The following is a 22,361-nucleotide window of genomic DNA, read 5'->3' on the forward strand; positions in this document are numbered from 1 at the left end:
TTATGGCTCTTGCAAGGCTCGTTGTCGATCACTTTCGCAATTTACAAGCCGTTGATTTAGAATTAAATCACGGCTTTAACTTTATTGTGGGCAACAACGGCAGCGGCAAAACCAGCCTGCTGGAGGCGATTTATTATCTCGGGCACGGCCGCTCATTTAAAAGTGCGGTCAGCCAGCGCATTATCCACTACGACCAACCGCACTTTACCCTGTTTGCCGACATTCACCACGCGCAGGGTAAATGGTCGGTGGGCTTACAAAAAACACGCCAAGGGCAAAGCACGGTGAAAATCAATGGCGAAGATGGTAATAAAATTGCCGATCTTGCACACCTGCTACCCATTCAAATGATTTCCCCCGAGGGCTTAAGCCTTCTCAGCGACGGGCCAAGTTTTCGCCGTGCGTTTCTTGACTGGGGATTATTTCACCAGCATAGCCAATTTTTCTCGTTATGGAACCGCTTGCGTCGCGTGCTCAAACAACGCAACGCTGCACTGCTCAGCGCGCGCCGCTATGCCGACATGACACTGTGGGACAACGAACTGATTCCACTGGCGCAGCAAATTAGCCAATGGCGCGAAGCGTATGCCTTGGCGCTCGCCACTAATATCGAACAAACCTGCCAGCTTTTCTTGCCTGAAATTGAAATCCAGCAGCGCTTTTATTATGGCTGGGATAAAACGCAGGATTTCGCCGATGTACTCAAAATGGGCTTTGAACGCGACAAACAGCTCGGCTACACTTTTGCTGGCCCGCAAAAAGCCGACCTGCGTCTTAAAGCCAACGGCATTCCCCTTGATGACGTGCTCTCCCGCGGGCAATTAAAATTGATGATCTGCGCCTTGCGCCTTGCGCAAGGAGAACACTTAATGCAAAGCCGCCAGCGCCACTGCATTTTTTTGCTTGACGATTTTGCCTCTGAACTTGATCAACACAAGCGTGAGTTGCTTGCCCAACGCCTTCAGGCTTGCCAATCGCAGGTGTTTATCAGCGCCATTCATCTCAACCAACTCCAGCAAATGCCACTTGAGCAAAGTGCGGTTTTTACCATAGAAAACGGCACTGTTTCCCGCCAGCGCTAAATTCTGTATACGAATAGCCAATAAAGGCGTGCGAAAAAGCACAAAATTTGCTATAATTCTTCCAATTTTCGCAGACAAAAACGAGCTTAAAAACTATGTCAGAAAACACCAACTCAACAGCTTATGATTCTTCTAGCATTAAAGTATTAAAAGGGCTAGACGCCGTACGCAAGCGCCCTGGCATGTATATCGGCGATACCGATGACGGCAGTGGCTTGCACCATATGGTGTTTGAAGTGGTGGATAACGCCATTGATGAGGCACTGGCAGGCTTTTGTCACGATATTATTGTGACCATCCACACCGATAACTCGGTTTCCGTGCAAGACGACGGGCGCGGTATTCCTGTCGGCATTCACCCAGAGGAAGGCGTTTCCGCCGCAGAAGTGATTATGACCGTGCTGCACGCGGGGGGTAAATTTGACGCCAATTCCTATAAAGTCTCTGGCGGCTTGCATGGCGTGGGCGTGTCTGTGGTCAATGCGCTGTCTGACAAATTACAGTTAACTATTCGTCGTGAAGGCAAAGTGCACGAGCAATTCTACAGCCTTGGCGTGCCACAAGCACCGTTGGCGGTCATCGGTGAAACACAACAAACTGGCACCACCGTGCGCTTTTGGCCAAGCCCCGCTACATTCACCAATATCCATTTTGAATACGAACTGCTGGCCAAACGCCTGCGCGAGCTATCGTTTTTGAACTCAGGTGTGTCGATCAGATTAATTGACCAACGTAGCGACAAATCTGACCACTTCCATTACGAAGGTGGCATTCGCGCATTTGTGGAATATTTAAACAAAAATAAAAACCCGATCCACAACCAGCCGTTTTATTTCTCCATTGAAAAAGAAGACGGCATCGGCGTGGAAGTGGCGCTGCAATGGAATGACGGCTTCCAAGAAAATCTCTATTGTTTCACCAACAATATCCCTCAACGCGACGGGGGTACCCATTTAGCAGGCTTTCGTGCAGCATTGACTCGCACGCTGAATAACTACATGGAAGCTGAAGGCTTTAGTAAAAAATCCAAAGTCAGCGCATCGGGCGATGATGCTCGTGAAGGGTTGGTGGCCGTAATTTCCGTCAAAGTGCCCGATCCGAAATTTTCATCGCAAACCAAAGATAAGTTGGTCTCCTCTGAAGTGAAAGGCGCGGTGGAATCCGCCATGGGTGAGCGACTGCAAACCTATTTATTAGAAAACCCAACGGATGCCAAAATCATTGTAGGTAAAATCATTGACGCAGCGCGCGCGCGTGAAGCTGCACGTAAAGCACGCGAAATGACGCGACGCAAAGGGGCGCTGGATTTAGGCGGCTTACCAGGAAAATTAGCCGACTGCCAAGAGCGCGACCCCGCACTTTCTGAACTCTATATCGTGGAGGGGGACTCAGCAGGTGGCTCGGCTAAACAAGGCCGCAACCGTAAAAACCAAGCGATTTTGCCACTAAAAGGGAAAATCCTCAATGTGGAAAAAGCCCGCTTTGACAAAATGCTTTCTTCCCAAGAAGTGGCGGCGCTTATCACTGCGCTGGGCTGCGGCATCGGGCGTGACGAATACAACCCAGAAAAACTGCGCTACCACAAAATCATCATCATGACCGATGCGGATGTGGATGGCGCACACATTCGCACGCTGTTGCTGACCTTCTTCTACCGCCAAATGCCAGAACTGATTGAAAAAGGGTATGTGTATATTGCTCAGCCGCCGCTGTATAAGGTCAAAAAAGGCAAACAAGAGCAATATATCAAAGACGACGATGCCATGACCGAATATGAACTGGCGATCGCCCTTGATGGCGCAGGTTTATATGTCGCAGAAGGCGCGCCTGTGATGAACGGGCTAGCGCTGGAGAAATTGATCACCGAATACAACAGCGTGCATAAAATGATTGCCCGTTTGGCTCGCAATTACCCGACCGCACTTTTAAAGGAACTCATTTACGCGCCGAACCTTGACAATGCACTGCTCACCGACAAAGTGCGGTTGCAAAGCTGGGCAGACGACGTGCTGAACAATCTTCAACGCAAGGACGTGGGAGGCAATCACTACACTATTAAATTAAATCACAACAGCGAACGCAATGTGTATGAAGTGGTACTCACTGTACGCACGCACGGCATTGATAACGACTATCATCTCGATTATCAATTTATCGCAGGATCTGAATACCAGCGCCTGACAGCACTGGGCGCGCAATTACGCGATTTACTACAAGACGACGCCTATGTCATGCGAGGCGAGCGCAAACAAAACGTTGCAAGCTTTGAGCAGGCTGTTGACTGGCTGGTGAAAGAATCCCGCCGTGGTTTGAGTGTACAACGCTACAAAGGATTGGGCGAAATGAATCCTGAGCAACTTTGGGAAACCACGATGGATCCAACCGCGCGCCATATGCTACAAGTCTCCATCAAAGACGCCGTCGCCGCCGACCAACTCTTCACTACCTTGATGGGTGATGAAGTCGAACCGCGTCGCGAATTTATCGAAAGCAACGCATTAAAAGCGAATGTGGATGTGTAATACGTAGGGAATAATATGAAAATTGTGATTATCAATTTGCCCGATTCTCATGATCGCAGAGCGTATATGCAGGCGCAATTTGCACGCTTATCCCATGAGGATTTGGTTTTTGATTTCACCTTTTTCCCTGCTGTGCATGGCAAAAAAGAGCCCAATCATCCACTTTTTCAACACTATAATGAGCCTGCGCGTTTGCGACGCAAAGGTAATACACTCACATTGTCACAACTAGGCTGTATTGCTAGCCATTATCTTGTGTGGCAGAAATGTATCGATGAAAACACGCCTTTAATTGTGCTGGAAGATGATGTCAAGCTGACACCGCACTTTGCTCGTTTTTACGCCAAAGCTTCACAATTTGCCGCCAACTACCGCTTTTTATGGCTGCATAAAAATTACCGTAAAAGCCATTATTATATGATCGAGCAGCGTTGTGACTTCTCCATTGTGAAATATTATAAAGACTATGTTGGAACACTTGCCTACTTAATCACACCCGAGACGGCAAGATTACTCATCAATTATTTCCAAGAAGTGATTTATCCAGTTGATGACCAAATGGCGCGTTGTTTTGAAAATGGACTAGAAAACTTTGCACTGATCCCACCGTGTGTAGAGATTGAAGAAAGCCTTGAGTCCACTATTCAAGCGAAAAACGATCAAACATCAAAATTAACTGTGTTACAAAAAATCTGTCGTGAATACTATAATACAAAAGATAATATCGCTCGCTTTTGTTATCACGCAAAATATTTTTCAAAAGCTAAGCAGCGTTAATCTGTTGCCTTTTAATCACAAAGGTATATATCGCAGCTAAAAGTGCGGTTTGAATATACTCCCCTGTTTTGAAGAACAGGAAAGACTCAAACATATTGATGGTTGAAAAATAAATAACAAAAGCGATACTCGCAAAGAGCAAAAATGCTTTGTACTGTTGTGGCGCTGCTTTAACCACTGCGCGGATCAGCAGAGTATAAATCCCCAGCACAACCAACAAACCCATAATACCATAGCCGACTAACACTTCGACAAAACCATTATGAAGATGTGAATAATTCTTTTTGACATCTTGATCAAATAAGGTGGATTTTTTAATCACAAAATCCCGTGCATCACGATGCCCCATGCCATATACTGGATATTTTTCAATCCACGGCAAGGCTGAATAGACAAACTTTATTCTCAACCCTGTGCTGCTTGAGGGAATATCTTTCACATTTTTATGAATAAAATCATTAATAATATAGATTTCCTCTGTCACTCTTTTATTGATTTCAGGTTGGTGATAAGCCGAAAATAATAAAACGGATGACGCACCTAACAATACAATCAACTTAGCAACACTGCGCTGCTGAAATAAAAAACGGTAAAGTAAAAAACACAACGCCAAGATAAAAACCAGCAACAGCGCCAACCAAACTTCTCGCGATTTAGTGCCATAGACCACTATTGCATTGACGACAAAATTGATAACAGCAAAGAATACAAATGCTATTCTTACCTTTAAAGATAACACAACACGTCTTGAAACTAACCAATAGAGAAAAATTCCGCTCAATACCATCGCCACACCTGCGATAGTCGCTGTATGGTTGGCATTTACCAAACCAAAATCAACGCGTTCACCCTGCATTACCAACGCAAATTCATGCAAAAAAACGCCACTGTTGAGTATGTAGCTCAACGTGATGCCAAGACATAAAGCGACCAAGAAAAGTGCAGTTTTCTTTAAGCTCCCCTGAAGGAAGTAACCCAAAATAACGAAATAAAAAAGATTACCCAAGGGACTAATAGAAAAATGGTCTGGACGATAATCACCACTATTTTTATTGAAGAAAAAACTCACTACACTGACAATAACCGCAGCAAGAAAGAGTTTCAGCATCGTGTCTTTGCGCAAAAGTGAATCTTTAAATAATGCAACGATAAAACCGAGCAATAAAACCGTTAAGAAGACATCACCTACTGCACGATTGGCGTATTTAAATAGTGCATACCCCAGTAAAGAGATAAAAGTAATATAATAAGTTGATTTAAAATAAATAAGACTTTGTTTAATCATAATTATTTTAGACCATAGCGTGCATATTGTTCACCAACAAAAGACTCATTCAAAAAAGGTGCATCTTTATCAAAATTATGCCGACGTAAAAGCTCATTCCATAAATGCACAGCATAAGTGTTTTTAAATAGTTTTTCACCTGATAACGTGTGGTCGAACAGTGATAAAAAATGCTCTGCCGAAACAGGATAAAAGTGAGTGAAATCTTTTATCTTGATTGGGTTATTTTTATGATTAAGAAAGCGAGTAAGTGCTTTTGGTCCGGCTGTTTCTCCCCAACCAATACTGCGATTAATCCCCAATAATTTATTGATAATTTTTTTACGCTTAATTTTAGAGGTATCATAAGGTTTTAACTTATTTGGATTTAATGCAGAATCAAGCATTTCTTTTGCAATAAAATGTGCTTTGGGCAATTTAAGAACAGAAATATTCACGAAATCAGTGCTTTCTTGTCCAATAATAACCTCTTCTTCAAAATCAAATGGTCTTAGACAGAGAACATCTGTATCTGAATAGTATCCTCCCTGTTCAAACAATAGCTTCCAGCGGAATAAGTCAGCAAATAAAGCATAAGAACCATTTTTAGTGAAAATCTTATCCTTTGAAATAATTCGATTTGCATCTTTATGAATCACCCCATTAGGTACATTCTTAATCTCAGAATAGCAATAAAGATGAACAGGATGCCCATGGAATAAAAATGAAGAAATACACAAATGCTCAAGGCGAGAGAAACGCTCGCCGATCCAAAGCATCTTAATCGGATCTAACTTTTTTATCATAAAATACGTATACAAAATAATAGATAGCGTGTTCATTCTACACTAATTCAAAAAAAAACCGCACTAATAAAGTGCGGTTTTTTGCTGAAATTTACTCCACCACAAAGCAAGCGATTTTGCTACCGTCATCATGGGTCCGTAGCGGCGGTTTGGACTCAAAGCAGCGGGGCTCCGCCAAGCGGCAGCGGCCAGAGAAAGCGCAGCCTTTTGGTGGGTTGAGCGGGCTTGGCAATTCGCCTTTGAGTTTAATCCGCTCGCGGCGTTTCTCAGGGGAAAGACGCGGGGTGGCGGAAAGCAGCGCTTGGGTATATGGGTGACGCGGATTAGAGAAAATCTGCTCCGCTGTACCTTGCTCCACGCAACGGCCAAGATACATCACAATTACCTCATCAGCGATATGTTCCACCACCGACAAATCGTGTGAAATGAAAATATATGACAACCCCAATTCGGTTTGCAAATCCATCATCAAATTGAGTACCTGAGCGCGCACAGACACATCGAGTGCTGAAACTGGCTCATCGGCTACCACAATGTCAGGGTTAAGCACTAGCCCGCGAGCAATGGCGATACGCTGGCGTTGGCCGCCTGAGAACATATGCGGATAGCGGTCATAAAATTCTGCACGCAGGCCCACTTTTGCCATAATTTCTAACACTCGAGCTTTGCGCTCTTTTGCACTCAGTTTGGTGTTAATCAATAATGGCTCTTCGAGAATTTTACCTACTTTTTGCCGTGGATTAAGTGAAGCGTACGGATTTTGGAAAACGATTTGAATCTTCTCACGGCGGAGTTTTTTTACCTGTGTATCATTAACCAAAAAATTTTGTCCATTGTAATACAGCTCACCCTCTGTTGGACTCTCGATCATGGTTAACAGTCTCGCCAGTGTTGACTTACCACACCCCGACTCACCCACTACGGCTAAAGTTTTGCCTCGCCCAAGCTCAAATGATACGCCATCAAGCGCTTTGACCATTTGCTGTGGTGCAAACAACCCTTTTTTCACTGGATAATATTTTTTGAGATCGATACCACGCAACAAGGTGGCTTGATCAGCAGTTTGTGTTAATTGAGCATCAGACATGAACAGGCTCTCCTTGCGCATTTAATGGAGTGAAACATTTCACTCTTCGCTCGCCGATATGGCGCATTTCAGGCTCTTTGGCTCGGCATTCATCCGTTGCATACGGGCAGCGAGGATTAAGCAAGCAACCGTACGGTCTGTCATATTTACCTGGCACCACACCTGGCAGAGAGTGTAAACGTGATTTTCCCACAGCAAACTCTGGCAGTGATTGCAACAGGGCTTGGGTGTAAGGGTGCATTGGCTGCGCAAAAATCTCTTTTGCTGTACCTTCTTCCACCACTTGACCAGCATACATCACCAAAATACGCTCGGCAGCTTCAGCGACCAGCGCTAAATCGTGCGTAATCAGCACTAACGCCATGTTTTCTTTTTTCTGTAATTCTAACAGTAAATCAATGATTTGCGCTTGGATGGTCACATCAAGTGCGGTTGTCGGTTCATCGGCAATCAATAATTTTGGACGACAGGCAATTGCCATAGCAATCATCACCCGTTGACTCATTCCACCCGATAATTGATGTGGATAGACCGACAGGCGTGATTCAGGATCAGGAATACCCACCAAATTTAATAGCTCCAAAGTGCGCTCACGACGGCTTTGTTTCGTGCCGCCTTCGTGCACTTTGAGCGCTTCCATAATCTGAAAACCCACAGTATACGCAGGGTTGAGGCTGGTCATCGGATCTTGGAAAATCATGGCAATTTCAGAGCCAATCAGCTCACGTTTTTGATCTGGGCTAATGGAGAGCAGATCGTTTCCCGCAAAGTTAAGTGCGGTTGCCGATACACGCCCTGGGTAATCAATCAATCCCATGATCGCCAACGAACTGACGGATTTTCCCGAGCCAGATTCGCCCACAATACCGAGCACTTCCCCTTGCTTAATTTGATAACTGACGCGATCAACCGCCTTAAATGGGGTTTTCTCATCGCCAAAATGAACGGATAATTCGTTAACTTCAAGTAATGACATCATTCGCCCCACTTATTGTTTTAATTTTGGATCAAGTGCATCGCGCAAGCCATCACCCATTAAGTTAAATGCCAACACGGTGAGTAAAATCGCCAAGCCTGGGAAAGTTACCACCCACCATGCGCGTTGCACAAATTGCAAAGCTTCTGCTAACATGGCGCCCCATTCTGGTGTTGGTGGCTGCGCACCGATGCCCAAAAAGCCAAGAGCCGCCATATCCAAAATCGCATTAGAAAAACCAAGCGTAGTTTGTACAATCAATGGCGCTAAGCAGTTAGGCAAAATGGTAATAAACATCAAACGCAGTGCACTTGCTCCCGCCACACGCGATGCGGTGACATAATCACGATTAATTTCATTGAGCACCGACGCGCGCGTGAGACGCACATAACTTGGCAACGAAACAAAGGCAATGGCGAACGAGGCATTGATCAGTGATGGCCCCAACACAGCCACAATGGCAATCGCCAGTAACAAACTTGGCAGCGCCAGCATAATATCAATAATGCGCATAATGATAATATCCACAATGCCACCAAAATAGCCTGCAATTAGCCCTAAAATTACCCCAAAAATTAGAGACAGCCCAACCACCAGCAGCCCAATGAATAATGATAAACGTGCCCCGTGGATAAGGCGTGAGAGAATATCCCGTCCCACATCATCAGTGCCAAGAATATAACTCCAATTGCCACCATCAAGCCATGCTGGAGGCAATAAAAGGGCATCACGCGCTTGTGAAATAGGATCATGAGGGGCAACCACATCGGCAAACACACTCACTAAAAAAATCAGTACAATATAACTTAGCCCAATAACCGCACCTTTACTATGGCTAAAATGTGACCAAAACTCGGCAATAGGGCCTTTCGGTTCTGGTGCGACAGACTTTACTTCAATCACGTTTTCTGACATAACTTTGTGTCACTCCCATAAATTATTTGCGATGACTGATTCGTGGATTCAAAATACCATAAAGTAAATCCACAAATAAGTTCACCAAAATGATGATGGTGGCAATAATCAACACTGCACCTTGCACCACAGGATAGTCACGTGCTCGAATGGCTTCAATCACCCACTTACCAATGCCTGGCCAAGCAAAGATGGTTTCAGTTAAAATCGCACCTGAAAGCAGTTGCCCCACAATCAACCCCACAACGGTGACCACTGGAATCAGTGCATTGCGCAACGCATGCACAATGATGACGCGCATTTTAGAAAGACCTTTAGCACGCGCAGTGCGGATATAATCCTCACCGAGTACTTCTAGCATAGATGAACGCGTCATTCGCGAAATCACTGCCAGCGGAATTGTACCCAGCACAATAGATGGCAGCACCAAATGCGATAGCGCTGAAGCAAAAGCGCCTGGCTCGCCTGACAGCCAGCTATCCACCAGCATAAAGCCTGTGACATCATCTATCCAGTATTCTGCGCCAATGCGCCCTGACACGGGGGTTAAATCGAGTTGTACCGACATCACCAACATCAGCAACAAGCCCCACCAGAAAATAGGCATTGAGTAGCCAGTAAGAGAAACCGCCATTACGCTGTGATCAAACACGGAGCCGCGTTTAACCGCAGCTAAAATACCAATGGGAATGCCCAAGAGCACCGCAAACAAAATCGCACAGGTGGCCAGCTCAATAGTGGCGGGAAAGAGGCTTAAAAATTCATCAATCACAGGTTGGCTATTTTTAAATGAAATGCCTAAATCACCGTGAAAGAGATCGGTTAAATAATTGAAATACTGCTGATATAACGGTAAGTCTAACCCCATTTGATGCAACATTTGCGCGTGCATTTCAGGTGATAACCCACGCTCACCCATTCGAATTTCAACTGGATCACCAGGAATAAAGTGAATCAACGCAAATGTAAATAATGTTATCCCGATAAATGTTGGGATAATCATCAAAATACGCTTTAAAATAAATTGCAACATAGTTCGTTTTTCTCGAAAGTTGTCATGTAAATAAAACGGATGACAATGAAGAGGAAGACCGCACTTTTACCATAAAAGTGCGGTTAAATTCAAACATTATTCTAATTCTACATAATAAAAGTTATGTAAGCCAAATGGATCAATCACATAATTTTTCACATTACTGCGCACTGGCAAGAATGTTTTAGAATGTGCAATCGTAATCCATGGCGCTTGCTCTTTAAACACCACTTGAGCTTGCTCATAAAGCTTGGTGCGCTCGGCTTGATCTGTAATTTTAACGGCTTTAGTTACAAGCTCATTAAACGGCTGATAACAGAATTTAGCGTAGTTTGAACCTTGCTCTGCTGATGCACAACTTAACAATGTGCCGAAGAAGTTATCAGGGTCACCATTATCTCCCGTCCAGCCCATCAAGCCTGTTGGGTGTTCACCTTTTTTCATACGTTGGAGGTATTCCCCCCACTCAAAGCTGACAATTTTTGCCTTCACGCCTACGGCTGCCCAGTCAGATTGGATCAGCTCCGCCATACGGCGCGCATTCGGGTTGTATGGACGAGAAACTGGCATCGCCCAAATTTCTGTATCAAAGCCTTTTTCAAAGCCAGCCTCTTTCAGCAATGCTTTCGCTTTTTCAACATCGTATGGATAATCCTTCACGCTATCATTATAGCTCCACATAGTTGGTGGAATTGGATTTTTCGCTTTATCCGCCGCGCCTAAGAAAACAGCATCGATAATCGCATCTTTATTTACCGCTAAGTTCAACGCTTGACGTACTTTTTCATTGTCAAATGGTGCTTTTTGCGTATTGAATGCTAAATAGCCGATGTTCAAGCCCGCTTCTTCCATCACTTGGATATTTTTCTCGTTTTTCATCCGCTCTATATCTGCTGGATTTGGATATGGCATAATTTGGCACTCACCCTTTTGCAGTTTAGCATAGCGCACTGAAGCGTCTGGAGTGATAGCAAACACTAAACGATCGATTTTTGAGCGACCTTTCCAGTAATCGTCAAAGGCTTTATAACGGATACTCGCATCTTTTTTATAGCTGACAAACTCAAATGGACCCGTACCAATTGGGTTTGTATCCACTTTATTTGGGGAACCAGCTTTGAGCATCGTATCAGCATATTCTTTTGATAAAATGGAGGCAAAATCCATACCAAGATTTGCCAAAAATGGAGCATTTGGTTGTTTAAGGTGGAATTTCACGGTGTAGTCATCCACTTTTTCAACATGGTCGAGAATATTTTGCATGTCCATTCCCACAAAATATTCATAGCCGAGGTTAGATACATTGTGGTATGGATGTTTGTCATTCATTTGGCGCTCAAACGAGAACACCACATCATCTGCATTCATATCACGCGTTGGTTTGAAATCTTTATTTGATTGAAATTTCACGCCTTTGCGCAAATGAAAGGTGTAAACCAAACCATCATCGCTGATATCCCAGCTCTCCGCCAATGACGGCTGCACTTCTGTTGTGCCACGTTTAAATTCTGTCAAACGGTTATAAATGGCTTGCCCGCTGGCATCAATTGACGCACCATCAGTGACCAATTGCGGGTTAAAAGACGACGGCGAGGCTTCAGAACAATAAACCAATGTTTTTGTGTCTGCTTGCGCATTCATCGCCACCGCAAATGCGATAGCCGTTAAAGATAAGGTAGTTAATTTCTTCATCAATGCACTCCATAGTCAATCAAAAAGTATCAAAGTTAGGTAAATAAGCGCAGGCTTTGCATGTGCTTGTCTTCATTGATAACATTAATTGACTTATTTAACAATATTTATACATAACTAATTGTTAAAAATTGAAGGTTCGTCAAAAAATCGGGATAATTTTCTACAAATTCGAGGATTTTTTTTGCACTGCTTAAACCGCACTTTGCTATTTAACCTAAATACCAAATAGCAACTAACGATTGATCCGTTAGAAATTTGTTAATTTTCTGAGTCAAAAATGGCAGCCGAAGCTGCCATAACAAAAGTGCGGTCAATCTTAGTCTGCCAAGCGTACGCCGTAGAAGTAACTATAACCAAATGGGCTTTGCTTATAATCACGCACACGCAAGCTCAACGGGGTTGAGGTAATTGAGTGTGCAATTGGAATCCACGGTGCTTGCTCTTTCACAATCACTTGTGCTTTTTCGTAAAGTTTAGTGCGCTCAGCTTGATCAAAAATCTTAGTGGCTTGTTCAAGCAATTGATCAAATGGTTTATTACACCAGCGTGCATAGTTACTATAACCCACACTTGCGCAGCTCAGCAGCGGCGTAAAGAAGTTATCTGGGTCACCGTTGTCGCCCGACCAGCCGAAAATGCCTGCAGTCAATAAGCCTTCTTTAGAGCGTTTAACATAATCACCCCATTCGTAACTGACCAGTTTCACTTTCACACCAATTTTTGCCCAGTCATTTTGCAAAATTTCGGCTAAACGACGTGGATTCGGGTTGGAAGCACGCACCACTGGCTGAACCCATAGCTCACTTTCAAAGCCATCAGGATAACCTGCCTCAGCGAGCAATTTTTTGGCTTTATCTAAATCAAACGGATAGTCTTTGATCGCGTCGTTGTAGCCCCACACAGTTGGTGGCAGTGGGTTTTTTGCAGGTTTCCCCGCCCCTTGATATACCACTTTGATGATAGAATCTTTATCGGTGGCATAATTCAACGCTTGACGCACTTTTTGGTTGTCAAACGGCGCTTTTTCCACGTTCATGGCGATGTAAGACACGTTCATCCCTTCTTTTTCGATCATTTGAATTTTCGGATCGTGTTTCATTTTTTCCAAATCAGCACTGTTCGGGAAATCCATCATATCGCAGCGCCCCGTTTGCAATTTGGCATAGCGGGCGGTGGCATCGGGCGTGATACTAAAAATCAAGCGTTTGATTGGAGCAACTTCACGCCAATAGTCTTCGTTGGCAGAAAAACGAATGGCTTGATCCAGTTTGTAGCCGTCAAACACAAATGGGCCGGTGCCGATTGGCTCACGGTCAATAGTTTCAGGCTGGCCTGCTTTGAGCATTTTATCCGCATATTCTTTAGAATAAATCGACGCAAAATCCATCGCAATGGTTGCTAAAAATGGCGAAAACGGATATTGCAACGTGAATTTCACGGTGTAATCATCGACTTTTTCGATAGATTTGAGCAATTGGCTCATTTTCATCGCATTGAAGTACGGATAAGTTCCTTTGGAAACGTTATGGTATGGATTATCTTCTTTCCATTGGCGGTTGAATGAGAACAACACGTCGTCGGCGTTGAAATCACGGGTTGGTTTAAAGGTTTTGTTAGAATGGAATTTCACGCCTTTGCGTAAATGGAAAGTATATTCCAATCCATCATCACTGATGTCCCAGCTCTCCGCCAAGGCAGGCTCTAAATCTGTAGTACCACGCACAAAGCCCACCAAACGCTCATAAACTTGTTGTGAGCTTGCGTTATAGGAAATACCGTCCATTTCTAATGCTGGGCTGAAGCCACCAGGTGCGCGGCTGGTACAGTTAATGAATGTATCTTTGTCTAACGCCTGTGCACCAGTGCTCACAGCTACCAAAAGTGCGGTTAAAGAGAGTGTTGCGCTCAGTTTCATTATTCCCCCTCGGAATTCCATAAATTATGAAGACATTAATCCTGCGAAACAAGATAGCCTTTATCACGACGGTGTGAAAATATCTAATCGATCTTGATTATAACTAAATGTTCTAACAATGTAATACAGCTGCGCTGATTTAGCAACTGCCCATTATTTCATCTTTTGGCAATTCATATTCGCGCCATCATCTCGTTTAAGGCGTGAAATAATCCACAATTGCACCACACACAAGCCCGCCACAGTGAAAAAAGTCGCATGGAATGCACCGAGCACCGCACTTTGCCCATAAAGTGAAAGATAAATATTGAGCACCACCGCCGCAAACGCAATGCCCAAACTTAACCCCACTTGCTGGGTCACGCTCAGCAAGGTTGCGCCTTCGCTATTTTCTTCATCGGTAAATTCACTAATGGTTAGCGTATTGGTAGCAGTAAACAACATCGACATTGCCACACCATAAAGCACTAGTGCAACGAGTAGCCACGCAAGTGGCGTATGTGACGACATCAGCCCAAACAGCAATAAACTCACCGACAACATTAGCGTGGATAATAGCAGCACAGTGCGATAGCCCAAGCGCACCAGCAACGGACGCATTAACGGCTTGGATAAAATGGAACTTACCGCAATCGGCACCAACAGCCAGCCCGCGAATTGAGCGGAATAACCTAAGACGACTTGCAACATCAGCGGCAACAAAAATGGCACGCCAGATCCGCACAGGCGCAGCATCAAGTTAGCCTGCGTACCGATGGCAAAAGTGCGGTAGCGAAACAGTGCAAAGCTCAACAGCGGCATTTCCACCCGCGAGGCGTAAGCATAATAGCCCAGCAAAAGTATCAGCCCTAGCGCGAACACAACGCCAGCGCAGCACAACGAATGGGCGCTTGAGGCAAACATATCCAGCCCCAATGTCAACCCCACCAACGCAGAGCCAAACAGCACAAATCCACGCCAATCAAGGCGCACAACCGCACTTTTTAAATTGGGCATAAAGCGTGTGCTCAGCCACAATCCGAGTATGCCGATGGGAATGTTGATGAGAAAGATCCAATGCCAGCTGGCGTAAGTCACCAGCCAGCCGCCTAATACAGGCCCCATAATCGGGCCAATTAAGCCTGCCATCACCATCATATTCCATACTCTCAAGACTTCATGGCGTGGCACCGATTTGATGATCGAAAGCCGTGCGGTGGGCATAAGCAACGCGCCGCCTAAGCCTTGTAACACACGTGATGCCACCAACATATCTAAGTGCCATGCCATGGCGCAACACACCGAGCCGAGCACAAACAACACAATGGCGAAATGAAACATTCGCAGCGTGCCAAACCTGTCGGCCAACCAGCCACTCAGTGGGATAAATAACGCAACTGTCAGGGCGTAGCTGATCACCGCTAATTGCATTTGTAACGGCGATTGTTGCAGATCTTGCGCAATGGCAGGCAAAGCGGTATTTAAAATGGTGGCATCCAGCGTTTGCATAAATAACGCACTAGAGGCCACCCACGCTAATCCCTGCTGGTTTTTCTGCATAGGCTATCCTTGCGTTGCCTTTCTCCACCAGTCAAGCACAAAATCGGCAATCTTTTCAATGTCATTTAAATCCAGCCAAACCGCACTTTGCTTGGCCTGCCAGCGCACATCACTGGCAATGGCTACCACATGGGCGTCTTGCTCGGGCGGCGCTTTGTCTAACCCTTGACGATAGACCATAATTTTATCAATTGGCTCATGCTTAAACCCTTCAACCAAAATCAGGTCAGCCAAAGTGCGGTCAAATTGCCTGCCTAATTGCGTAAGCGAAATCGGCGCAGGCGTTTCAGTCATGATCGCCCAACGTTGATCGCACGTCACCGCCACTTGTTTGGCGCCGGCTTCGGTCATGCGCGCGCTGTCTTTGCCAGGTTTATCCGTTTGAATGTGGTGGTGGGTATGCTTGATGACACTCACCCGCAGCTTGCGCTTGGTCAGCGCGGGCAGTAATTTTTCCAACAAAGTGGTTTTGCCGCTGCCACTGTAACCACTGATCCCAAGCATTGGCAAGGTGGCTTCTTGTGCAGGCAAAGTGCGGTCAAGCGCGCGCAACTGCTCGGGGTAATTAATATTGGCAAAGCGGCTGGCTTGATCGCTAAAATCTACCACAGTGTAGCGCTGGCGCTGCATAAAATCACGCACCTTGCGCCCGCCGCCGAAGAGATAATCTTGTAAATAAGGAATCAAGCTGCGACGCATCAGCACAAAGGTGGGGTGCTCTCGCTCGCCGTCGCTCACATAGGCAATATCAACCGCACTTTGCTGTATATGGGCATACAATCGTGCGCAAAGATCATCGGGCAAAAAAGGCGCGTCACACGGCACAAACAGCACACATTCACTTTGCGCGTGCATCAAGCCTGTGAGCATGCCACTTAACGGCCCTAAAAAGCCATCTAGCTCGTCTTTTATCACGGGCAAGCCACTTTGGGCATAGCGTTCAAGGTGGCGATTCGCGTTAATACTCACCGACCGCACTTGCCCTTTGAGGCGCGCATAAACCCACTCAAACAGTGGCTTTTGGTGCAATAACTGCAAGCCTTTGTCTTCACCTTGCATGCGCCGAGATAGCCCGCCGCACAAAATGACAGCATCAATTGCGTTCATTTTCATCAATCTCTCTTTAGAATTGCCTCGTTCAATGGTATCATCGCCCCCATTGATCACCAAATAGTTATTCATATAGGACACGTTATGAAATGTCATCGTTTAAATGAAGTATTAGAGTTGCTCCAGCCGTATTGGTCACAAGACCCAGACCTGCACTTAACCGAAATTTTGCAAAAAATCGCCAACGAAGCAGGCTTTGACAAACCTGTAGCGGAGCTGACCGATGAAGTGATTATCTATCATTTAAAAATGGCCGGCACCGACAAACACGCACCAATCCCAGGTATCAAAAAAGACTACGAAGACGATTTCAAAACCGCACTTTTAAAAGCCCGCGGCATTTTGAAAGATTAAGCAACAATAGTATAAGGATATGCAATGAAAAAATGGATTGTCATGGCGCTTACCTGCCTCTTTTCACTGCCAAGCTGGGCGGGCGATTTCACCCCAGAGCAAGGCGAGCAGTATCAAAGCGTTGATCTAGCGCGCAGCCCGAATAAGCAAGTGATCGAGTTTTTCTCCTTTTACTGCCCACACTGCGCCGCGTTTGAACAAGAATACAAAATCCCACAAAAAGTGCGCTCGGGTTTGCCTGAGGGTGCAGAGTTTGTGCAATATCATGTGAACTTCTTAGGGCGCCAATCTGAAAACTTAAGTCGCGCGTGGGCGTTTGCCAATGTTTCCAACACCACCCGCGAAGTGGAAGATGCGCTGTTCACAGCCACCCAAGCAGGCAAAATCAACTCGATGGACGACATCCGCCAAGTGTTTATCGACGCAGGCGTGAGCGCTGAAAGTTTTGATAGCGGCATCAACAGCTTTGCCGTCAACGGCTGGGTAAACCAACAAAATCAAGCCTTTGAGCAATACAAACAGCAAATTGAAGGCGTGCCCGCCTTTTTTGTCAACGGCAACCAAAAATTGCTGGTCGAGGGCTTCAAATTTGACTTAAGTGATGAAAAAGGCCTTGAGCAATTCGCCAAGCATTATGCCCAAACCGTGCTCTACTTGCTTAACAACTAACTGCACTTTACTTTTTTAAACCCACCGCTTGGTGGGTTTCTTTTTGCCCTTGAAATCGTGAATTTGAACCTTATATCTATTGCGTTATAGCTGTTAAAAAAGAGGATAACTATGAGCCAAAATCAAGAAACGCGTGGATTTCAATCCGAAGTGAAGCAACTGCTGCAATTGATGATCCACTCATTGTATTCAAACAAAGAAATTTTCCTACGCGAGCTAATTTCCAACGCCTCCGATGCCGCGGATAAGTTACGCTTTAAAGCGCTGAGCGCGCCTGAATTGTATGAAGGCGACGGCGAGTTGCGCGTGCGCATCAGCGCCGACAAAGACAAAGGCACGCTGACCATTAGCGACAACGGCATTGGTATGAACCGTGAGCAAATCATCGATAATCTCGGCACCATCGCCAAATCGGGCACCAAAGCCTTTTTAAACGAACTCGGTGCTGAAAATGCCAAAGATTCCAATCTCATCGGGCAATTTGGGGTTGGCTTTTACTCTGCTTTTATTGTCGCCGATAAAGTCAGCGTGAAAAGCCGCCAAGCGGGTGAAAGTGCGGACAAAGGCGTGCTGTGGGAATCCAGTGGTGAGGGTGAATACCAAGTCGCGGACATTGAAAAAACCGAGCGCGGCACGGAAATTACGCTGCATTTACGCGAAGATGAAAAGGAATTCTTAGATGATTGGCGGCTGCGTGAGGTGATCAATAAATATTCTGATCATATTGATTTACCTGTGGAATTGCTGGTGCAAGAATTTGACGATGAAGGTAAAGAAACGGGTGTCAAATGGGAAAAAGTCAACAAAGCGCAAGCGCTGTGGACCCGCAATAAATCCGAGATTTCCGACGACGAATATAAAGAATTTTATAAACACATTTCCCATGATTTCAACGAGCCACTGCTGTGGGCACATAACCGCGTGGAGGGCAAGCAAGAATACACCAACCTGCTCTATTTGCCTGAAAAAGCACCGTGGGATCTGTTTAACCGTGAATACAAACACGGCTTGAAACTTTATGTGCAACGCGTATTTATTATGGACGACGCCGAGCAATTTATGCCGAATTATTTGCGCTTTATGAAAGGGTTGATCGACTCCAATGACTTACCGTTGAATGTCTCGCGTGAAATTTTGCAAGACAACAAAGTTACCCAAGCGCTGCGCAAAGCGCTGACCAAACGCGCGCTGGGCATGATGGAAAAACTCAGCCAAGACAAAGAAAAATACGCCGCATTTTGGAAGGAGTTTGGCTTGGTGCTCAAAGAAGGTGTGGCAGAAGATTTTGCCAACAAAGAGGCGATCGCCAAATTGCTGCGCTTTGCCAGCACGCACAATGATTCAAGCGAACAAACTGTGTCATTAGAAGACTACATTTCTCGCATGAAAGAGGGGCAAAAGGCGATTTACTACCTCACCGCCGACAGCTACATTGCCGCGAAAAACAGCCCGCACTTAGAGCTGTTCAATAAAAAAGGCATTGAGGTGCTACTACTCTCCGATCGCATTGATGAATTTATGCTGGGGTATTTGACCGAATTTGACGGCAAACCACTGCAAGCCATCACGAAATCGGATCTTGACTTGGGCGATTTAGCCGATAAAGAAGATGAAAGCGCGCAAAAAGCCAAAGACGAAGCATTTGCTTCATTCATTGAGCGTGTCAAAGGCTACTTAGGCGATCGTGTGAAAGATGTCCGCTTAACCCACCGCTTAAGTGATACGCCAGCTGTTGTGTCCACCGACAATGATCAAATGACTACGCAAATGGCGAAACTTTTCGCTGCCGCAGGGCAAGCAGTGCCAGAGGTGAAATACACATTCGAGCTGAACCCTGAACATACGTTGGTGCAACGCACAGCCGACATCAGCGACGAAGCCGAGTTCGCCGAATGGGTGGAATTGCTGCTTGACCAAGCGCTCCTGTCAGAACGTGGTGCGCTGGAAAACCCTGCCGCGTTTATCAAACGTATGAACAAACTATTAGGTTAACAGCCCAATATGTAAAAAGTGCGGTTTAACCGCACTTTTTTTATCTCGCCATCAGAGTTTTAACTGCTGCACCACTTTTTTCGCTTTTGCCAAGAAGGCTTTACGCTCTTTCGCTGGCAAGCCAGCATTGTTACCTGGTAATTTCACCGTCATTGGGTTGACAGGGCGATCATTGATATGAAATTCATAATGCAAGTGCGGTCCTGTTGAGCGCCCCGTATTACCTGAAATCGCAATGCGCTGCCCACGCTTGATTTGTTGCCCTGGTTTAACCAACGTGCGGCTAAGGTGCATATAGACCGTTTTATAATTGCGCCCGTGTTGCAGCACCAAATAACGCCCCGCGCCACGGGCTTGATAGGCCACTTTCACCACTTGCCCATCGGCTGGCGCAATCACTGGGGTGCCCAACGGCACCGAGAAATCCACACCTTTGTGTGGCGAAATGCGTTTTGTGATCGGGTGGCGACGATAAGGATTAAACGGCGACGAAATACGTGGCTGACGCGTGAGTGGATAACGCGCAAAACCGCGCCCGAGCGTTTCCCCATTCACATTAAAATATGCACCATTCGCCGCTTGAATCGCATAATAACTTTTACCATTATGCAACACATGAATGGCATCAACTTTGCCCTGCCCTGTCAGTTTATCACCAAGGTATTCTCGCGTCATCAAAATGGCAAATTTGTCGCCTTTGTGCAGCTCACGCATTTTCACCTGCCATTGCAGCGCATTAGACAACAACTTAATCTGCCGCAGCGACAACCCTTTGCGATTCAAACTGCTAGAAAAGCTGCCTGAAATTTCACCTTTGATCACTTCCGTTTTCCAGACACTTTTCTTCTCTAAAATTTGACGCTTAAATTTGCCGTCGGCTTGGCGCTGGAAGATCTGTTCTTGCTTGTCGGACACCAACCAGTTGATGTAATCCACTTGGTCGTTTTTATCCAAAATCCAATAAAATTGCTGCCCTGCTTTTAAATTTTTCAACTCAGGATATTGCTTAACCAACGCTTTCGCCACGCTTGGATCCTGACCTGACTGCTCTAAAATATCTTGCAGCGTTTCGCCGCCGACTACCGTTTCACTAAACTGATTATTAATCCGCCAAGCTTGATCTGCTGCGTCAATCAGATTATCAATGGCATCTTGCGCCTCTGGTGGCAAAAAGTCCGTGTTGTCGGTCAAGTTCTCCGACCCTGGCTCCACCTCATCGTCCTTATCAGAAAGCCCATCGTCTTCGCTATCTTGACTATCATCACTTTGCACTAAATCTGCTTTGTTGTCTGGCTCGCTCGTCTGACCATCAGTTGCTTGATTCGGTTGATTGTCAGCATTTTCGCTAGCGCTTTCCTCCGCATCGGATCGGGCTTCAACCGCACTTTGCTCAGATGCGCCCGCAGGGGCATTTTGCGCCGTTTTCGGCACGAGATCTTCTGTGGCGACATACTCGGTCGGGTGATCGGCGCTGGGCGCATTTTCATTGGGTGAAAACAAGGAAGGGTAGAGAAAATAAAGTGCGCTCGCCCACAACAACACGAACAGCGTCACAAAAGCAATTTTGCGGTTACGCTGTCGACGTTTACGATCGCGGGCTAAAATAACATTCTTCACTGTATATTCTCTTAGTTAATCGCGGTTATTTTACGGCAAAGTCAGCCCCGCGCCTAATTAAAGATAGTGTTATGACAGCAAATTGTGAGCAAAAGTTCTAAAGTGCGGTGCAATTGTTGATTTATCACTCAACACTGGTGTAATAATAAGCAACGTATTGTCTGTAAGACAAAAATCAGCTATTCTTCCTTCTTTATCACAAGGCAAAGTGCGGTGACAACTCAACCTTCTCCTTTAATCGAATTGCAAGACATTACGGTGATGGTCGGCGACAAAACCATTTTAAGCCATATTAATCTCAGGCTTTTCCCCAACACCGTCACCACCATCGTTGGACCCAATGGCGGCGGTAAATCCACTTTGTTGAAAGTGCTACTCAAGCTCATTAGCCCCAGCAGCGGGCGGGTGAAACACGCCACAGGAGTGCGCATTGGCTATGTGCCACAAAAAATCCACCTCGATCCAACATTGCCGATCACCGTCAAAAAATTTCTCTCACTTAACCGCTTTTGCAACAAGCAAGCACGCGATGATGTGTTAGACGAGCTAAAAATCGCCCATTTGAAAAATCAAACCATGCACAAACTTTCAGGTGGCGAAATGCAACGGGTGCTGCTGGCGCGTGCATTGCTAAATCGCCCGAATTTGCTGGTGCTTGATGAACCTGTTCAAGGGGTGGACATCACCGGCCAAGCCGAACTCTATCAGCTAATTAACCACAGTAAATCCAAGTTCAACTGCGCTGTGTTAATGGTGTCTCATGATCTCCATATCGTCATGGCCAACACCGATCATGTGTTGTGCGTCAACCAGCATTTATGCTGCGCTGGCACACCGCAGGCGGTGTCTGAGCATCCACAATTTATTCAATACTTCGGTGACCAATTTGCGCAAACATTTGCGCTTTACACCCACCATCACAACCACAAACACAACCTACACGGCGATGTGTGCTGCGCCAATAGCCAGCCGACAAACGACAATACAGTGTGTCAACATAAGGATTAA

18 protein-coding genes are annotated in these 22,361 nt (G+C 45.7%); 7 read left to right on the forward strand and 11 right to left on the reverse strand.

What is annotated here, in order from left to right; all coding sequences use genetic code 11:
- Positions 1 to 2: 2 nt before the first annotated feature.
- The 3 genes from recF (at position 3) to HPC38_RS05655 (ending at position 4,381) form a co-directional block, all read left to right on the forward strand.
- Positions 3 to 1,082 carry a DNA replication/repair protein RecF gene (gene recF, locus HPC38_RS05645; protein ID WP_208120310.1) on the forward strand — a complete coding sequence of 360 codons (1,080 nt, stop codon included), beginning with the start codon at positions 3 to 5 and terminating at the stop codon, positions 1,080 to 1,082.
- 95 nt (positions 1,083 to 1,177) lie between these two features.
- Positions 1,178 to 3,604: a DNA topoisomerase (ATP-hydrolyzing) subunit B gene (gyrB, locus tag HPC38_RS05650; RefSeq protein ID WP_208120311.1), complete on the forward strand. Its 2,427-nt coding sequence runs from the start codon at positions 1,178 to 1,180 to the stop codon at positions 3,602 to 3,604.
- A gap of 15 nt (positions 3,605 to 3,619) precedes the next feature.
- Positions 3,620 to 4,381 (forward strand): glycosyltransferase family 25 protein, encoded by a 762-nt coding sequence (locus HPC38_RS05655; RefSeq protein ID WP_208120312.1) that lies wholly within the window; start codon positions 3,620 to 3,622, stop codon positions 4,379 to 4,381.
- On the opposite strand, the gene HPC38_RS05660 is transcribed toward HPC38_RS05655, so the two are convergent.
- From HPC38_RS05660 to mobA, 10 genes are all read right to left on the reverse strand, one after another.
- A complete protein-coding gene (locus HPC38_RS05660) occupies positions 4,368 to 5,666 on the reverse strand; it encodes an O-antigen ligase family protein (protein WP_208120313.1) in 1,299 nt (432 codons plus the stop codon). The two genes, HPC38_RS05655 and HPC38_RS05660, sit on opposite strands and share 14 nt — an antisense overlap.
- Before the next feature lie 2 nt (positions 5,667 to 5,668).
- Positions 5,669 to 6,451, reverse strand: coding sequence for a glycosyltransferase (locus tag HPC38_RS05665; RefSeq protein ID WP_208120314.1), 783 nt, complete (start codon positions 6,449 to 6,451; stop codon positions 5,669 to 5,671).
- A gap of 91 nt (positions 6,452 to 6,542) precedes the next feature.
- Entirely contained in the window at positions 6,543 to 7,538 is a 996-nt protein-coding gene (locus HPC38_RS05670) for a peptide ABC transporter ATP-binding protein (RefSeq protein ID WP_208120315.1), read from the reverse strand.
- A complete protein-coding gene (gene dppD, locus HPC38_RS05675) occupies positions 7,531 to 8,514 on the reverse strand; it encodes a dipeptide ABC transporter ATP-binding protein (protein WP_208120414.1) in 984 nt (327 codons plus the stop codon). Before dppD ends, HPC38_RS05670 begins: the two co-directional genes overlap by 8 nt.
- Before the next feature lie 12 nt (positions 8,515 to 8,526).
- A complete protein-coding gene (dppC, locus tag HPC38_RS05680) occupies positions 8,527 to 9,429 on the reverse strand; it encodes a dipeptide ABC transporter permease DppC (RefSeq protein WP_208120316.1) in 903 nt (300 codons plus the stop codon).
- Between the two features lie 22 nt (positions 9,430 to 9,451).
- Positions 9,452 to 10,462 carry an ABC transporter permease subunit gene (locus tag HPC38_RS05685; protein WP_208120317.1) on the reverse strand — a complete coding sequence of 337 codons (1,011 nt, stop codon included), beginning with the start codon at positions 10,460 to 10,462 and terminating at the stop codon, positions 9,452 to 9,454.
- A gap of 96 nt (positions 10,463 to 10,558) precedes the next feature.
- Complete coding sequence (locus HPC38_RS05690; RefSeq protein WP_208120318.1) at positions 10,559 to 12,154, reverse strand: ABC transporter substrate-binding protein; 1,596 nt, start codon at positions 12,152 to 12,154, stop codon at positions 10,559 to 10,561.
- A 319-nt stretch (positions 12,155 to 12,473) separates the two neighbouring features.
- On the reverse strand, positions 12,474 to 14,072 hold the full coding sequence (locus tag HPC38_RS05695) for an ABC transporter substrate-binding protein (RefSeq protein WP_208120319.1): 1,599 nt from the start codon (positions 14,070 to 14,072) through the stop codon (positions 12,474 to 12,476).
- A 153-nt stretch (positions 14,073 to 14,225) separates the two neighbouring features.
- Complete coding sequence (locus tag HPC38_RS05700) at positions 14,226 to 15,611, reverse strand: DHA2 family efflux MFS transporter permease subunit (protein ID WP_208120320.1); 1,386 nt, start codon at positions 15,609 to 15,611, stop codon at positions 14,226 to 14,228.
- Between the two features lie 3 nt (positions 15,612 to 15,614).
- On the reverse strand, positions 15,615 to 16,793 hold the full coding sequence (mobA, locus tag HPC38_RS05705; RefSeq protein WP_208120321.1) for a molybdenum cofactor guanylyltransferase MobA: 1,179 nt from the start codon (positions 16,791 to 16,793) through the stop codon (positions 15,615 to 15,617).
- Between the two features lie 12 nt (positions 16,794 to 16,805).
- On the opposite strand from mobA, the gene HPC38_RS05710 reads away from it, so the two are divergent.
- The 3 genes from HPC38_RS05710 (at position 16,806) to htpG (ending at position 19,736) form a co-directional block, all read left to right on the forward strand.
- Positions 16,806 to 17,075: a YihD family protein gene (locus HPC38_RS05710; RefSeq protein WP_208120322.1), complete on the forward strand. Its 270-nt coding sequence runs from the start codon at positions 16,806 to 16,808 to the stop codon at positions 17,073 to 17,075.
- Between the two features lie 24 nt (positions 17,076 to 17,099).
- Positions 17,100 to 17,744, forward strand: a complete 645-nt coding sequence (locus HPC38_RS05715; RefSeq protein WP_208120323.1) for a DsbA family protein — start codon at positions 17,100 to 17,102, stop codon at positions 17,742 to 17,744.
- Between the two features lie 111 nt (positions 17,745 to 17,855).
- Positions 17,856 to 19,736: a molecular chaperone HtpG gene (gene htpG / locus HPC38_RS05720; protein WP_208120324.1), complete on the forward strand. Its 1,881-nt coding sequence runs from the start codon at positions 17,856 to 17,858 to the stop codon at positions 19,734 to 19,736.
- Between the two features lie 51 nt (positions 19,737 to 19,787).
- Here the strand turns inward: htpG and mepM are convergent, their stop codons facing one another.
- Positions 19,788 to 21,353 carry a murein DD-endopeptidase MepM gene (gene mepM / locus HPC38_RS05725; RefSeq protein ID WP_208120325.1) on the reverse strand — a complete coding sequence of 522 codons (1,566 nt, stop codon included), beginning with the start codon at positions 21,351 to 21,353 and terminating at the stop codon, positions 19,788 to 19,790.
- A gap of 213 nt (positions 21,354 to 21,566) precedes the next feature.
- On the opposite strand from mepM, the gene znuC reads away from it, so the two are divergent.
- Positions 21,567 to 22,361 carry a zinc ABC transporter ATP-binding protein ZnuC gene (gene znuC, locus HPC38_RS05730; RefSeq protein ID WP_328805243.1) on the forward strand — a complete coding sequence of 265 codons (795 nt, stop codon included), beginning with the start codon at positions 21,567 to 21,569 and terminating at the stop codon, positions 22,359 to 22,361.

Source organism: Spirabiliibacterium pneumoniae, assembly GCF_014884995.1.
GTDB lineage: Bacteria > Pseudomonadota > Gammaproteobacteria > Enterobacterales > Pasteurellaceae > Spirabiliibacterium > Spirabiliibacterium pneumoniae.

Excerpts from the sequence above, each read along its gene's own strand:
- dppC (WP_208120316.1), bottom strand. The coding sequence starts at position 9,429 with ATGTCAGAAAACGTGATTGAAGTAAAGTCTGTCGCACCAGAACCGAAA.
- HPC38_RS05700 (WP_208120320.1), bottom strand. The coding sequence starts at position 15,611 with ATGCAGAAAAACCAGCAGGGATTAGCGTGGGTGGCCTCTAGTGCGTTA.
- HPC38_RS05660 (WP_208120313.1), bottom strand. The coding sequence starts at position 5,666 with ATGATTAAACAAAGTCTTATTTATTTTAAATCAACTTATTATATTACT.
- dppD (WP_208120414.1), bottom strand. The coding sequence starts at position 8,514 with ATGTCATTACTTGAAGTTAACGAATTATCCGTTCATTTTGGCGATGAG.
- HPC38_RS05670 (WP_208120315.1), bottom strand. The coding sequence starts at position 7,538 with ATGTCTGATGCTCAATTAACACAAACTGCTGATCAAGCCACCTTGTTG.
- recF (WP_208120310.1), top strand. The coding sequence starts at position 3 with ATGGCTCTTGCAAGGCTCGTTGTCGATCACTTTCGCAATTTACAAGCC.
- HPC38_RS05690 (WP_208120318.1), bottom strand. The coding sequence starts at position 12,154 with ATGAAGAAATTAACTACCTTATCTTTAACGGCTATCGCATTTGCGGTG.
- HPC38_RS05665 (WP_208120314.1), bottom strand. The coding sequence starts at position 6,451 with ATGATAAAAAAGTTAGATCCGATTAAGATGCTTTGGATCGGCGAGCGT.
- HPC38_RS05685 (WP_208120317.1), bottom strand. The coding sequence starts at position 10,462 with ATGTTGCAATTTATTTTAAAGCGTATTTTGATGATTATCCCAACATTT.
- HPC38_RS05715 (WP_208120323.1), top strand. The coding sequence starts at position 17,100 with ATGAAAAAATGGATTGTCATGGCGCTTACCTGCCTCTTTTCACTGCCA.
- HPC38_RS05695 (WP_208120319.1), bottom strand. The coding sequence starts at position 14,072 with ATGAAACTGAGCGCAACACTCTCTTTAACCGCACTTTTGGTAGCTGTG.
- mobA (WP_208120321.1), bottom strand. The coding sequence starts at position 16,793 with ATGAATAACTATTTGGTGATCAATGGGGGCGATGATACCATTGAACGA.
- HPC38_RS05710 (WP_208120322.1), top strand. The coding sequence starts at position 16,806 with ATGAAATGTCATCGTTTAAATGAAGTATTAGAGTTGCTCCAGCCGTAT.
- HPC38_RS05655 (WP_208120312.1), top strand. The coding sequence starts at position 3,620 with ATGAAAATTGTGATTATCAATTTGCCCGATTCTCATGATCGCAGAGCG.
- htpG (WP_208120324.1), top strand. The coding sequence starts at position 17,856 with ATGAGCCAAAATCAAGAAACGCGTGGATTTCAATCCGAAGTGAAGCAA.
- gyrB (WP_208120311.1), top strand. The coding sequence starts at position 1,178 with ATGTCAGAAAACACCAACTCAACAGCTTATGATTCTTCTAGCATTAAA.